The following is a 13,986-nucleotide window of genomic DNA, read 5'->3' as shown; positions in this document are numbered from 1 at the left end:
ATGTCCGGTCCATCGCAAATTTCGCTTTTGTTCGTCGAGATGCCTTACTCCCGTGGGAAACCGGTAATCTCTTCGACTTGTGACCCTCGATTCAGCTGACTTCGACTCGACCGTCCGCCGTCGCTCCTCCCGCCGTGGGTACGAGGACGACCATGACAGTGAACCCCGTGCGCGCACGCACGAATCGGGCAGTCCTCTTCCGACCAACCGGGCGGTGCTGGGCCTGACCGTGGCCGTGGCGCTGGTGCCCTTCCTGGCCCTGAGCGCCCTCGTCACCGGTGGCTGGTCACCGTTGCTCACCGCGGACGCCACGATCGCCGAACGTCTTTACGAACGGGTGCACCCCGACCCGGCCTTCGCCCACGGACTGGAGATCTGGACGGAGCTGTTCGGCACCTGGGCGATGCGGATCGTCTCGCTGTTGGCCGCTGCCTGGCTGGTCTTCCGGCGCCAGTTCGCCACTGCGGCGTGGGCGTGCGCGGCGGTGTTCACCGCCAACCTGCTGGGACTGGTCGTCAAGTTGACGGTGGATCGCGCCCGGCCCGAGTTCGCCGACCCGATCCTGGTCGGGGTGGGCCCCTCCTTCCCGTCCGGACACGCTCTGATGGCGACGACCGGCATGGGAATCGCACTGTTCGCGGCACTGCCGCTGCTCCGGGGCGCGATGCGTCATGTGGCGTGCTGGGTGGCGATCGGGATCGCGATGAGCACCGCACTGAGCCGCCCGATGCTCGGTGTGCACTGGTTCAGCGACATCTTCGCCGGGGTGAGCCTGGGGATCGTGGCATTGGCGCTGACCATGCTGGCCTGGACCTACCTGCCGCCCGTGGCACGCCGTTGGGACCGCGAGTCCGCCAACTGGCGCTGAGTCCTGCTGCGCCTTTGGTCGATCACCACGTAGCCTGCGGGTATGCGTATCGTCATCGCCGGAGGCCACGGAAAAATCGCACTGCACCTGGAGCGGCTTCTGGCCGCTCGGGGTGACTCTCCCGTCGGCCTCATCCGCAACCCCGACCATGCCGACGAACTGCGCGCGATAGGCGCGGAACCGGTCGTGATCGACCTGGAGTCGGCCACCGTCACCGAGGTCACCGAGGCGGTCATGGGCGCCGACGCGGTGGTGTTCGCCGCGGGTGCCGGCCCAGGCAGCGGTGTGGCCCGCAAGGACTCCGTCAACCGTGCCGCCGCCAAGCTGTTCGCAGACGCGGCGACTCTGGCCGGGGTTCGCCGTTTCCTCATGGTCTCGGCCATCGCCGTGGACGACGGCCCCTCTCCCGACGCCGAACCCGTGTGGGCGGCCTACGTCAACGCCAAGAAGGCAGCCGACGACGACCTTCGGGAGCGCTACCTGGAGCTCGACTGGACGATCCTTCGTCCGGGCGGCCTGACCGACGATCCGGGAACCGGGCTGGTCTGGCTTGCGCCCAAGGTTGAGCGGGAGCAGGTGTCGCGCGAGGACGTCGCCGCGGTGCTGGTGGCACTGCTTGACGCACCCGCCACGATCGGACACGTGCTGGAACTGGTCGGGGGCAATACTCCGATCAGGGACGCGGTGACTGCCGTCGGCCGGTAGTCCTCCCCCTCATTCAGTGGCCGGGAGGGGCCGCCAGAAGGCATCATGGACAGAGACGGCCCTGCGGGTCTTCTCCGCGATCACCGCGGACGAACAGCAGCGCTGCGAAGCGCGACAAGGGCAGATGGGTACGGTTGGACAGATGAGCGTCACACAGGTCGTGAGAGACAGCACTGTCGTCGAGCACGCCAAGGTCGCCGCGCAGCAGAAACGCAAGATGTTCGTGGTGCAGTTGCGCGTCAACACCTATGACGACGCTTCAAGCAGCGTCCGGCCGGGCCTCACCAGAATCCTTGAGGGGATCGAGGAGGCCGGCTGGCGCCTGGACCAGACCTCCTACAGCCAGAACAACAACGGTGAGCCCGCCCAGCTGTTCGTGTTCCGGCCCGCGCCCGTGGAAGAGGACCGGCCCGAGCCGGAGGCCGCCGCGCAGGAGCAACCGCCGACCAACCAGCAGTCCGGGCAGCAGCAGGCGTACCAGGACCCCTACGCCGGCTACCAGTACCCGCCGGGACAGCACTACGACCAGCACGGGTACCCCCAGCAGCAACAGCAGTACCCGGGATACGGCCAGCAGCAGGGATACCCGCAGCAACAGGGGTATCCGGGCTACGGCCAGCAATATCCGGGGTACGGCCAGCAGCAGTGGTGACGGCCCCGAGCGGTGGTGGCCCGGTTTCCGAGAGGAGCCGGGCCACCACCGGTTCCGGGGCCGTCGGCCTGTGGTGACGATGACCGTGCCCGACCGGTCCGGGCGACCTGTGTCGTACACGGTCGCCGTGACCGACCGGTCGTCCGCCCGGGTATTTTGGCTACGGCCGGCGCGGGCCCGGGCGGGCCGCGGAGCACGCGAGGCAACGCCCTGTCCGCACCGCCGGAGGTCGGGGCGGGTGCGCGCCCTGCGCCGTGCGCGCCGGACACCACCGGGCTGATGGACGCGGACGCGGTGCACGGACGGCTAGGGTCTGGCCAGACACCCCGTACCACCCCCGAAGGAGCCCTCCCCCGTGTCCGCTCGCACCACCGGCCCCGTGATCAGACCCGCCACCGCCGAGGACGGCCCGGCCCTCACCCTCATCGACATCGCGACCTGGTCCCCCCGGATCTCGCCCGGCCCCCCGTGCCGCGAGGACGCGGACTTCTTCGGCCCCCGGGTGGCGGTCGCCGACGTCCTGGTGGCCGAGGCGGACGGCCGAGTGGCGGGCTGGATACGCCTGACCCAGGTCTTTCCACTGGAGAGCGCGGCACGTACCCAGGAGATCGGGGGCCTTGCGGTGGATCCGGCCATGCAGGGGCGCGGGATCGGCCGGGCACTGGTGGAGGGCGCGCGCGAGCTCGCGCTGGCGCGAAAGGCACGCAAGCTGACGCTAAGGGTGCTGGGCACCAACAACCACGCGATGGCGCTGTACCAGTCGGCGGGCTACGAACCGGAGGGTGTGCTGAAAGGGCTGTTCTTTCTCGACGGCCAGTACGTGGACGACGTGCTGATGTCTTTGGACCTGCGCTGACCCGGCCCGTGCCGTGATTGTCCCGGAGGCGGGGGAAGCAGCTTGCACCTGACGCGACGTCAGGTCCTAGCGTCGGTGGCGCCGCCCCGCGTGGGGCGGCGCGAGGAGGAACGGGCATGGCCGCGCACAACGGCGGACAGACGTGGAAGGTCGGGGAGGTGTCCCGGCTGACCGGGTTGACCGTGCGGACGCTGCACCACTACGAGCACGTGGGCGTACTGGTGCCGTCGGCGCGGACGGAGTCCGGGCACCGGCTGTACAACTGCACCGACGTCCAGCGTCTCTACCAGGTGGTCGCGCTGCGCGACCTCGGTCTGGACCTGGGGACGGTCGCGACGGTGCTCGCCGGCGAGTTGGACATCACCGTCGTCCTGGGCGAGCACCTGGACCACGTGGAGCGCCGGCTCACCGCGCTCATGTCGCTGCGGTCGCGGTTGGCCGCCCTGTTGGCCGCGACCCGGTCGGCGGGCACGCCCGGCCCGATCGAACTCCTCGCTCTGACCGAAGAGGTGATCAGGATGGAAGAGACGACGAAGCGGTACTTCTCCCCGGAGCAGCTGGCCGCGCTGGAGACCCGCCGCGAGCAGGTCGGCGAACAACTCGTCACCGAGGTGCAGGCCGAGTGGCCCCGGCTCATCGCCGAGGTCCGGACCGAGCTGGACGCGGGCACCCCTGCGGCCTCCCCCAGGGTTCAGGCCCTGGCCAAGCGGTGGATGGAGCTACTGGAGGCGTTTCACGGCGGCGACCCCGGTCTGCGCGACTCGCTGTACCGGATGCAGGCGGAGAACAGCGAGGAGATCCGGCAGCAGTACGGCGGTCCGACACCGGAGCTGATCGCCTACGTACAGGAGGCGGTGGAGGCGTCCTGAGAACCGGGAGGCGGGCGGCCCCGCCCCTGGCGCGACCACGTATCGGGGCCGCCCGCCCTTTCCGGGGGTGCGCCGCCCCCACTACCCCCGGAGCTGCACGAGGGCGTGGGTTCCACTGGAGCGCCAGGCCGGGCCGCTTTCGTCCAGAGCGGCCACTGTCGCCCGATCCAACCCCGTCACGACGTCGGACTTGAGGGTGCGCAACGCGGCGACCGGACCGGGGAAGTAGCCGGTGGCGGTGGCGAAGGACGTCGTCGGCGCCCAGTAGCGATCGCCGACCAGGCGCCGGTAGTTCAGGTCGCCCTTCATGATCGTCAGCGAGGCCGCGGCGAAGTCGGCCGCGAGGTCCTCGGGCATCTCCTGATAGGGCAGCGGCGCGCAGGAGAACGCGTGCGCCCGCACACGCAGGCGGCCCTGTTCCATGGCGCGCCACAGCCGCGTTCCCACGTCGTACGCCTGTCCTTCACGAGCACACAGGTGGCGCAGCGAGTCGAGGACATCGGCCGTGGTCGCGTCGGAAACGTAGTACGGGTGCGGCTTGACGTGCAGCACGACCTCGGACGCGCGCCCCGTGGCCAGGAGGTCGTCGAGCAGCACCAGGTCGGGCAACAGTTCCCGGCCGGCGTTGTCGGCCACGAGGCAGACCCGTCCGCCGGAACCCTCGTCGAGCAGGTTCCAGAAGCGTTCGGTGGCGTCGGCGACCAGACGGGACTTCTCGGCGTCCACGCCGTGGGCCCCCTCCTGGAAGCTGAGGTCGGCTCGGTTCCCCCACAGCGACGACCGGAGCAGGACGTCGGCTCGCTCCCGCGGGTCCAGCCCGGTGAGGGTGTCCAGTGCCCGGATCTCGGCGGCGGTTTCGGGGCCGGCCAGCTCGGCCCGTTTGAACGGGGCGAAGGGGTTGACGCCCCGCCAGGGGCCGGGGCCGAAGTATCCGGAGGCGTCCAGAAGGAGCCGGTAGAAATAGCTTTCCGCCCACAGGAACGGGGCGTGCAGCAGGGACGTCCCGATGTGGCGGGCGATTCCCCAGTCCTGCCAGGACCGGTGGTCGTGTGCGTCCGCGCCGATCGGCTCGACGACGCCGACGTCGAGTTGGTCCAGCAGCGCCGCGAAGCGGTCCCGCCGTTCGGGGGAGAACGGGAAGGCGTCGCGCACCTTGCGGACCAGGGCGGGGTTGCGTTCGCGCATCACCCGCCAGGCGAACGAGCCGGGGACGTCACTGGTGATCACCGAAGCGTCGTCGGGGATCTCGGCCGGACCAGGGGGCGTGGGCGTCGCGTCGGGCATGGTCCCTCCACCGGTTCTCGTAGTCGAAAGGCGACGAGCCGACGCTATCGCCGGCACCGGCCGGGCCGACGGAACACGCGAGCGCGGCGACCCTGATCGCCCCTGTCGGCACGAGACCACCCGGTTCCTCACCGCAGGGCCCTCTGTTCGTACCGACACTGTCAGCAGAGGCGTCTATTCACCCGACTGTAGTTCGGCCACGGCTCGAAGTAATCCGCTTCGTTCCAGACGTGACAGGACGTCGTCAACCGTTCCAGGAGGGTTGCGCCACGAGCCGGCGATCTGGCGGACGCAGGACCACACGACTTTACGATCCAGGTGGATCTGGTCCACGATGAAATCGTCCGGGCTCCTGGCATGGACATCCCAGTCGGCAAGTGCGGATCGGGGAAAATCACGCAGGTTGGACGTGACAACCACTTGGGCCCGGCACGCCAACGCGCAGCAGAGCATCGCTGTCGTTACGATCGCACTCGGCAACGGCCCGTACCGGCCCTCGTGGCGCCCTTCCCGATCCTGCGCCGTCCGCCACCGTCGAGGACGGGTACCGGCCGGACGGCGCAAGGGGCTATCCGTCGGTGCGCGCCACCCCGATCGGGCAGACCGCGCCCGTGCCGCCGACACCGCAGTAGCCGTTGGGGTTCTTGGCATCGGACAGGTACTGCTGGTGGTAGGGCTCGGCGAAGTAGAACTCGCCCGCCGGCACGATCTCGGTGGTGATGGGCCCGTATCCCGACGACGTCAGGGCCGGCTGGAAGGCGTCGCGCGTCGCTTCCGCGGCCTTGCGCTGGTCCTCGCCGCGGTAGAGGATCATCGAGCGGTACTGGGTGCCGGCGTCGTTGCCCTGACGCATTCCCTGGGTGGGGTCGTGCCCCTCCCAAAAAACCTTGAGCAGGTCTTCGTAGGAGGTGAGGCGTGGGTCGAAGACAACGCGTACCGCCTCGGTGTGACCTGTCCGCCCGCTACAGACCTCCTCGTAGGTGGGGTTGGCGGTGTACCCGCCCGCGTAGCCCACGGCCGTGGTGATGATGCCGTTCTGCTGCCCCAGACGCCAGAAGATCCGTTCGACGCCCCAGAAGCACCCCATGCCGAACTCGGCGATCTGGGCGCCCTCGGGGTACGGGCCGGCCGGCGGGGTGTCGAGGACCTCGTGGTGATCGGGAACCGGCATCCGCGTGTCCCGACCGGACAACGCGTCGGCCTGGTTGACCATCGTTTTCTTCATGAACCCGAACATGCTTTCAGCCTAGTCGGGCTGTCCACCGCGCCCACGCGCACGGCGCCGCGCGGAGACGGCCCGGAGCGGTCCGGGCCGCTGCCCGGGGCCACGTGATCCGCCGAACCGGAAACACCTCTCGGGAACGGTCCTCCTTCTGGTGGGACGCACGACGGCAACAGCGTTTCGTCGAACCCGGTGACCTGCGTCTCCCTATTCCGCACTAAAGAGAACACTTAAGCAAAATTAATTACTCATAGCACGATAATTCCAATAATCTGAATCATGTGTCTGAACTCAATAAGGGCGTCGCTTACGGGGTGAGCGCCTACCTGCTGTGGGGCATCGTCCCCCTCTACTGGCCGTTGGTCTCCCCCTCGGGGTCGCTGGAGATCCTCGCCCAACGGATGATCTGGTCGCTCGTCGTCGTCCTGGTGGTGCTCGCGGCACGACGGCACTGGCGATGGGTCCTAGGGGTACTGCGCAGCCCCAGACAGATGCTGTTGCTCACCTTGGCGGCAGTACTGATCGCACTCAACTGGGGCGTTTTCATCTACGCCGTGAACAGTGGAAACACTCTCCAGGCAGCGCTGGCCTACTTCATCAACCCCCTGGTAAGCGTCTCCATGGGGGTCCTGGTGTTCTCCGAACGACTGCGGGTCACCCAGTGGGTGGCCGTCGCGCTGGGCGGCGTCGCCGTCGTCGTCTTGGCCGTTGACTACGGGTCGCTGCCGTGGATGGCCCTCACCATGGCCCTGAGCTTCGCCTTCTACGGGCTGGTGAAGAAGTTCGTGCGTCTGGACGGGGTCGAGAGCCTCACCGTCGAGACCGCCGTACTGTTCCTGCCCGCGTTGGCGTTCGCGGTGTTCCTGGAGGTTGACGGAACCGGGACGTTCCTGAGCATCTCACCGGCCCACTCGGCGCTCCTGGCCGGTGCCGGGCTGGTCACCGCGGTCCCGCTGATGCTGTTCGGTTCTGCGGCGCATCGGATTCCGCTCAGCCTGGTCGGACTGTTGCAGTTCATCGCGCCGGTGCTGCAGTTCCTGGTTGCCTGGCTGATCTTCAACGAGACGATGTCGCCTGGCCGATGGATCGGGTTCTCGATCGTGTGGGCGGCCCTGGCGCTGTTCGCCGTGGACATGATCCGGCACACCCGGCCGCTCAAGACAGCGGCGGTGCACACCGATCCCGTTCCGGAGGAGCCCGCGGAGATCACCGTGGAACGGCGCTGATCCCGTGTCCCGGGGTCGGGGCCACCGACCAGGCCCCGGCCCCGCGGACGGACGGTCAGGCGCCGTCGCGCCATCCGGGCTCGTCGTCGTCGCGCTCGACCTCGATGTGCTCCTTGCGCAGTTCGCCCTGGACCCGCTGCTCCTCGGTCACCTGCTCCTTGGAGATGCGGATCTTCTCCACGGGGACGGTCTTCTTGGAGACGACCGCGCGCTCCTCGTGCAGGATGATGTCCTGGTCGTCGGCCTCGATCCGGGCATCGGCCGCGGCGATGTCGGCCTCGGTGACCGGCTCGCGCTCGATCCGCAGTTCCTCGTGGGTCACCGGGACATCGCGTTCGAAGTGTTCGGTCTCCACTGACTTGTGCACGTGGGCCCGACCGCTCTCCCGGCTCTCCACTCCCACCTGGGCCTGCTCTTCCGAGCGGGTCATGAAGGTGTCGCCGTAATCCGACTCGCGGGCACGGGCGGCCTCTCCCATGCGGGCGTCTTCGCGCATGTGGGCGTCGTCCCGCATGTCGGCGGCCCCGGCCATCGGCATCGCGGCCATGTCATCGGTCCCCGCCGTGCCGGCGGGCCCGGTCCTCTCCTCGTCGATGATCCCGGCCGTGCCCGGTGTCTCCGCCATCCCCTCGGTGTCGGCCGTCTTCACTCCTGCGGGTGCGCCACTGGCGTGTTGACCGCCTTCGGTGTCGGCGCGCTGGCCCGGCACCGAGGGACGGACCCCGTAGTGGCGGTAGAGTTCGGCCTCTTCATCGCGGGAAAGGTGCCGCCCCGCCTCGAACCGCGGGGAGTCCTTGATGAGGTCCTTGTCGAAGGGGACCATCAGGTCCTCGCCCGCGGCTTGTGCACCTTCCAGCGGCACGAAGCTCTCGTGCATCCCGAAGAAGCCGGTGTGCACGGTGACCCACCTCGGAGTCTGGGTCTGGTCGTCGAAGTAGACCTGACCGATCTTGCCGACATTGCTGCCCTCGCGGTCGAGCAGTCGGTGGTCGATCAGCTCCCGGACTTCGAGCTTCGGTGCCATGGAAATCAACTCCCCTGATCGTCGTCCCGCCTGCGGCGGTCCCTGCTGACATCACCACCAGGACCGGTCGTAACAGCAGGTCAGAGTACGCCCTACCCGACGAGTTGCGGAGAATCCACGAATTGCCCGACCCATGCCCAGAACGAACGGAGTCATGACCGTCGCGTGCGGCGCCGGACCACGGAAGCAGTGGCCGGCGCCGCACGCGGGCGTCTCACACCTGGGGCTGGTCGTACGACGGAGCGGAGAAGGGCCCCCGGGGCTGCTGGGGTACCTTGGCGTGCCGGCCGCGCGGCGCGAAGTGGGTCGGCATCGGCTCGGGCGGGTCGGGCTGGATCCCGTAGTGCCGGTAGATCCGGTCCTCGTCGGCCACCGAGATGTGCTTGTCGATGGGAAAGATCGGCGCGGTGGAGATCAGGTCCTTGGCGAAAGGGACCCGTAGCGCGTCGCCGACGGCCTGGGCTCCCCGCAGGGGAACGAAGTTCTCGCCGTGGCGAAACATCCCCCGGCTCACGGTGACCCACCGGGGAACGTCGGTCTGGTCGTCGAAGTAGACCTGGCCGATCCGCCCCACTTTCACCCCCTTGCCGTTGACCAGACGAAGCCCGATTAGCTGCTGTGCCCCCAGATGCCCCACCACGGTTGATCACACTCCCCGTTCCGACCGGCTGTCCCCTGATGACCCCACAAACGATCATCACCCTTAGTCATATGAGACTACTCACCGTTAGGACAACTTGCCCGACAGGGCACGACGCAGGCATTACCCGGAATATGCAAAGAATGGGGATCGCGGTTACCGAAACGGCGCGACCGGCAGGGAGTCGCTCCCCGCCGGCCGCGCCGTCGTACATCCGGGTGGATCAGCCGCTGCGCTCGATGACGTAGTCGCACAGCCCCTCGAACGCTTCGCGCGCAGGCCCGGCCGGAAGCGTGGCGAGTTCGGTCCGGGCCTTGTTCGCCCAGTCCTCCAGATAGGTGCGGGCACTGCGCATTGCCGGGTGGGCGCGCAGCAGGCCGAGCGCTTCCTCCGCCTCGGTGTCGTCGAGAGGACGCCCCAGCAGGGAGCGCAGACGCTCGTGCTCGGGAGCGGTGTCGCGCAGCGCATAGAACATCGGCAGCGTCAGCACCCCCTCACGCAGGTCGGTTCCCGGGGTCTTGCCGGACTGATCGGTCTCGCTGGCGACGTCCAGGATGTCGTCGGACAGCTGGAACGCCATGCCGAGCGCGTCGCAGGCCTTGGTGATGGTGTCGATCACCTTGGGGTCGGCGTCCCCGAACATCGCCCCGAAACGCCCCGAAGAAGCGATCAGTGAAGCCGTCTTGTCCCCGATGACCTGGAGGTAGTGCTCCAGGGGGTTGACCCCTCCCCTCGGCCCTGCGGTCTCCAGGATCTGGCCCTGCACCAGCCGACCGAACGTCTGGGCCTGCAACCGCACCGCGTCGGTTCCCAGGTCGGCCAACATCTCGGAGGCCCTGGCGAAGACGTAGTCACCGGTCAGGATGGCGATCGAGTTTCCCCAACGGCGATTGGCGCTGGCCTCGCCCCTGCGCAGTTCCGCCTCGTCCATGACGTCGTCGTGGTAAAGCGTGGCGACGTGGGTCAACTCGACGACCGCCGCGGCCGGGATCAACTGCGGGTTACTCGGGTCGCCGAAACGCGCCGCCAGCAGAACCAGGGTCGCCCGGAACCGCTTGCCTCCGGCCGACAGCAGGTGCGCCGCCGCCTCGTTCAGCAGTGGATCGCTGGCCTCGACCGTCTCGCGGAGAAGGTCCTCAACTTGTACCAGATCCGCCTGAATCTCCTGGGCGAGCGCGTCGTTGACGGTCGGCAGGGTCAGGAACCCGCTCGGGACAGCACCGCTCACCTGAAAGCTCCACCTGTCAGCAGGGCGCGCGATATGCCCATATCGGACGTACCGCGCGCTCTCGGGATGAACATAAACCGATCTAGAAGCTATCCGACGCTGCCCCAACCGCCAAAGCCGCCATCGGATTCCTCCTGTCTACCGAACGAACATGTCCCCCGGAACCATCCCCGCTTCGGCAGGTTGTGTACCGTTGACCGCCTCGGGAACCGGCTGCGGGACCAGATTGTCCAGTACCGGTCCGGGGAAGACGCCCAGGATCAGCGTGGCGGCCACACCGACGATGATCGCCGTTCCCGTGAGGGCTCCGGGCTTGAGCACCTTGGGCGCGCTCTCCGCGGGGTCGGCGAAGAACATCAACACGATGATGCGCACGTAGAAGAACGCGGTCACCGCGCTGCTGAGCACACCCACGATCACCAGTGGGGTGGCCCCAGCCGCGACCGCTGCCTCGAACACCGCGAACTTGCCGATGAACCCGCTGGTCAGCGGAATTCCGGCGAACGCCAGCAGGAACAGGGCCAGCGAGCACGCCAGGAATGGGGACGTGCGTCCGAGCCCGGCCCATTGAGCCAGCTCGCCCGCCTCGCCCCCGCCCTCGCGGGCACGGACCAGGGTGACAACGGCGAAGGCGCCGATCGTGGTGAAACCGTAGGCGGCGAGATAGAACATGGCGCCGGCCAGACCCTCGGGGCTGGCTGCCACGACCGCGGTCAGGATGAAGCCGGCGTGCACCACCGAGGAGTAGGCCAGCAGGCGCTTGACGTCGCGCTGCGTCACCGCGATGACCGCCGCCACCACCATGGTGAGGATGGCCACGACCCACATCATCGGCCGCCACTCCCACACCGCGCCGCCGAAGGCGACGTAGAAGACCCGGAGCAGGGCGCCGAAGGCCGCGACGAGCGTGCAGGAGGCCATCAACGCGGTGATCGGGGTCGGGGCCCCCTGGTAGACGTCGGGCTTCCAGTTGTGGAAGGGAACCGCACCGACCTTGAAGAGCAGGCCCACGGCGATCAGGGCGATCCCGATGAGCAGCAGCGGCTCGCCGTTCTCGATCGTCCCGGCCCCGCCCGCGCCGATCGCCTCGTGCACCGCGCCGAACTGCACTGAGCCCGCGTAGCCGTAGACCATGGCGATACCGAAGAGGAAGAACGCCGAGGAGAACGCGCCCAGGAGGAAGTACTTGAGCGCGGCTTCCTGGGAGAACAGACGACGCGTGCGGGCGAGTCCGCACAACAGGTACAGCGGCAGGCTCATCACTTCCAAGGCGATGAACATGGTGAGGAAGTCGCCGGCGGAGACGAACAACTGCATACCGAGGACCGCGAACATCACCAGCGGGTAGACCTCGGTGTGCTGGGAGCCGGCGAGGCGGTGCTCGGCTTCCTCCCCGCTCCCCGGCACGGTGGCCGCCTGCGCGGCGAAGGCGCTCTCACCGTCGCGGTGTTCGGCGATCAAGAGGAGGCTGACCAGGGCGAGCACCAGGATGGTGCCCTGGAAGAACAGGGCCGGACCGTCCACCATGACGGTGCCGAACGCGATCGCGACCCCGGCCTCCGGCCCGGTCACCGCCCCGACCTGGAGCACGGTCAGCACGAATGCCGCGAGCAGTCCCAGACCGGCCAGCCACAGCTGGACGATCCGACGCTTGTCCTTGGGGGCGAACGCCTCCACGGCGACCCCGATGACACCGACCGCGAAGACCACCAGCATCGGTGACAAGAGGCCGTAGTCGATCTCGGGAGGTTCGGTGATGACCGCGGGGGCCGCGAGCACCGAGAGACTCAGCGGGCTCATTCGCCTGCTCCTTCCTGGCCGTCGGCCTGGTTGACGCCCAGCTCGGGGGCCGGGTCACTGACACCGACCTGCTGCATGGTGCCTTCGACCGCCGGGTTGATGACGTCCAGCAACGGCTGGGGGTAGACGCCGAAGAGAATGATGACCGCGATGAGCGGACCGACCGCGAACTTCTCCCGCAGGGAAAGGTCGCTGATGTGGGCCAGTTTCTCCCTGACCGGTCCGGTCATGGTGCGCTGGTACATCCACAGGATGTAGAGCGCGGCCAGGACCACGCCGACGGTGGCGATGATCGCCGGCACCGGGTTGAAGGCGTAGGTACCGACGAAGACGAGGAACTCGCTGACGAAGGGTGAGAGCCCCGGAAGCGCCAGACTGGACAACCCCGCGATCAGGAACATGGCGGCCAGGACCGGGGCGACCTTCTGCACGCCGCCGTAGTCCGCGATGGCCGCGGAACCGTTGTTGCGGGCGATGAGGAAGCCCACGACCAGGAACAGCGCGCCGGTGGAGAAACCGTGGTTGACCATGTACAGGGCCGCACCGGACTGCGCCTGGGAGGTCATCGCGAAGATGCCCAGTGTGATGAATCCGAAGTGCGACACCGAGGTGTAGGCGATGAGCTTGAGCATGTCGCTCTGCCCGATCGCCACGACGGCCCCGTACACGATGCTGACCAGGCTGAGAACCACGACCGGCCAGACGAACCAGGTCGCCGCCCCGGGGAAGAGTTCCAGGCAGTAGCGCAGCATGCCGTAGGTGCCCACCTTGTCCAGCACGCCCACGAGCAGGACGGCGGTGCCGGGACGCGAGCTCTGCGCCGCGGTGGGAAGCCAGGTGTGCACCGGCCACATGGGCGCCTTGATCGCGAAGGCGATGAAGAAACCGAGGAACAGCCAGCGTGCCGTGGCCGGGTCGATGCCGGCGAGCAGCCCGTCGGAACCCACGAGTTCCGACCACAGGAAGGTGCCGTTGCCGGCCTGGGCGCTCAGCGCGTACACGCCGATCACCGCGACCAGCATCAGCAGACCGCCCAACAGGCTGTAGAGCAGGAACTTGACCGCTGCGCGGCGACGCCCCTCTCCCCTGCCGTAGCGCCCGATCATGAAGTAGACCGGGATCAGCATGGCTTCGAAGAAAACGTAGAACAGGAAGACGTCGGTGGCCGCGAAGACACCGATCATCATCGCCTCGAGGATCAGGATGAGGGCGAAGTAGCCCTTGCCCTCGTCCTCGGTGCCCTGTTGTTCCTTCCAGGCGGCCAGTACCACCAGCGGCACCAACAGCGCCGAGAGGCCGATGAGCACCAGGGCGATGCCGTCCACGCCCACGGCGTAGTGCACGCCGAAGCGCTCGATCCAGACGTGCGTCTCGGTGAACTGGAAGCGCGGCCCGTCGGCTTGGAAGTTCAGCGCCATGGCGCCGACGACGGCGAGCACCGCGAGCGTGAAGCCGAAGGTGACCCGCTTCGCCAGTTCACCCTGCCCGCGCGGGAGCAGTGCGACGATCAGCGCGCCCACTGCGGGCAGCGCGATCGCGAGTGTCAACCAGGGGATGGTCATGTGTAAATCCTCACCTGCCGGTCAGGGGTGCGGCGCGGGGAGCGCGAGTG

At 68.1% G+C, this 13,986-nt stretch carries 14 protein-coding genes; 6 read left to right on the top strand and 8 right to left on the bottom strand.

Annotated elements, in window-relative coordinates; translation table 11 throughout:
- Positions 1-79: 79 nt before the first annotated feature.
- The 5 genes from AC0VYP_RS02435 (at position 80) to AC0VYP_RS02415 (ending at position 3,950) form a co-directional block, all read left to right on the top strand.
- On the top strand, positions 80-868 hold the full coding sequence (locus AC0VYP_RS02435; protein ID WP_285760730.1) for a phosphatase PAP2 family protein: 789 nt from the start codon (positions 80-82) through the stop codon (positions 866-868).
- Positions 869-910: 42 nt separating this feature from the next.
- Positions 911-1,573, top strand: a complete 663-nt coding sequence (locus tag AC0VYP_RS02430) for an SDR family oxidoreductase (protein ID WP_475472255.1) — start codon at positions 911-913, stop codon at positions 1,571-1,573.
- A gap of 142 nt (positions 1,574-1,715) precedes the next feature.
- Positions 1,716-2,225 (top strand): hypothetical protein, encoded by a 510-nt coding sequence (locus tag AC0VYP_RS02425; protein WP_285760728.1) that lies wholly within the window; start codon positions 1,716-1,718, stop codon positions 2,223-2,225.
- Between the two features lie 355 nt (positions 2,226-2,580).
- Entirely contained in the window at positions 2,581-3,081 is a 501-nt protein-coding gene (locus AC0VYP_RS02420) for an N-acetyltransferase family protein (protein WP_475472253.1), read from the top strand.
- Positions 3,082-3,197: 116 nt separating this feature from the next.
- Positions 3,198-3,950 (top strand): MerR family transcriptional regulator, encoded by a 753-nt coding sequence (locus AC0VYP_RS02415; protein ID WP_285760726.1) that lies wholly within the window; start codon positions 3,198-3,200, stop codon positions 3,948-3,950.
- 81 nt (positions 3,951-4,031) lie between these two features.
- Here AC0VYP_RS02415 and AC0VYP_RS02410 read toward each other — a convergent pair whose 3' ends face one another.
- The 3 genes from AC0VYP_RS02410 to msrA form a co-directional block, all read right to left on the bottom strand.
- Positions 4,032-5,234 carry a damage-control phosphatase ARMT1 family protein gene (locus AC0VYP_RS02410; RefSeq protein WP_475472252.1) on the bottom strand — a complete coding sequence of 401 codons (1,203 nt, stop codon included), beginning with the start codon at positions 5,232-5,234 and terminating at the stop codon, positions 4,032-4,034.
- 174 nt (positions 5,235-5,408) lie between these two features.
- Positions 5,409-5,687, bottom strand: a complete 279-nt coding sequence (locus tag AC0VYP_RS02405; protein WP_475472250.1) for a VapC50 family PIN domain-containing toxin — start codon at positions 5,685-5,687, stop codon at positions 5,409-5,411.
- A 115-nt stretch (positions 5,688-5,802) separates the two neighbouring features.
- Positions 5,803-6,471, bottom strand: coding sequence for a peptide-methionine (S)-S-oxide reductase MsrA (gene msrA, locus AC0VYP_RS02400; protein ID WP_475472248.1), 669 nt, complete (start codon positions 6,469-6,471; stop codon positions 5,803-5,805).
- Positions 6,472-6,737: 266 nt separating this feature from the next.
- Between msrA and rarD the strand changes: the two genes are divergently transcribed.
- The gene (rarD, locus tag AC0VYP_RS02395) at positions 6,738-7,682 is read left to right on the top strand and encodes an EamA family transporter RarD (protein ID WP_285760723.1); all 945 of its coding nucleotides are present in this window, start codon (positions 6,738-6,740) and stop codon (positions 7,680-7,682) included.
- A 55-nt stretch (positions 7,683-7,737) separates the two neighbouring features.
- Here rarD and AC0VYP_RS02390 read toward each other — a convergent pair whose 3' ends face one another.
- The 5 genes from AC0VYP_RS02390 to AC0VYP_RS02370 all read right to left on the bottom strand — a co-directional run bounded on the left by AC0VYP_RS02390 (position 7,738) and on the right by AC0VYP_RS02370 (position 13,936).
- Positions 7,738-8,706: a PRC and DUF2382 domain-containing protein gene (locus AC0VYP_RS02390; protein WP_475472246.1), complete on the bottom strand. Its 969-nt coding sequence runs from the start codon at positions 8,704-8,706 to the stop codon at positions 7,738-7,740.
- A 214-nt stretch (positions 8,707-8,920) separates the two neighbouring features.
- On the bottom strand, positions 8,921-9,346 hold the full coding sequence (locus AC0VYP_RS02385) for a PRC-barrel domain-containing protein (RefSeq protein WP_475472244.1): 426 nt from the start codon (positions 9,344-9,346) through the stop codon (positions 8,921-8,923).
- Positions 9,347-9,569: 223 nt separating this feature from the next.
- Positions 9,570-10,574: a polyprenyl synthetase family protein gene (locus AC0VYP_RS02380; RefSeq protein WP_475472242.1), complete on the bottom strand. Its 1,005-nt coding sequence runs from the start codon at positions 10,572-10,574 to the stop codon at positions 9,570-9,572.
- 138 nt (positions 10,575-10,712) lie between these two features.
- The gene (gene nuoN / locus AC0VYP_RS02375) at positions 10,713-12,374 is read right to left on the bottom strand and encodes an NADH-quinone oxidoreductase subunit NuoN (RefSeq protein ID WP_475472240.1); all 1,662 of its coding nucleotides are present in this window, start codon (positions 12,372-12,374) and stop codon (positions 10,713-10,715) included.
- Positions 12,371-13,936 (bottom strand): NADH-quinone oxidoreductase subunit M, encoded by a 1,566-nt coding sequence (locus AC0VYP_RS02370; protein ID WP_475472239.1) that lies wholly within the window; start codon positions 13,934-13,936, stop codon positions 12,371-12,373. Before AC0VYP_RS02370 ends, nuoN begins: the two co-directional genes overlap by 4 nt.
- Between the last annotated feature and the right edge of the window lie 50 nt (positions 13,937-13,986).

The sequence above is a fragment of the Nocardiopsis sp. iso_186 genome (genome assembly GCF_056173365.1).
This window is presented reverse-complemented; position numbering and strand designations above follow the sequence as displayed.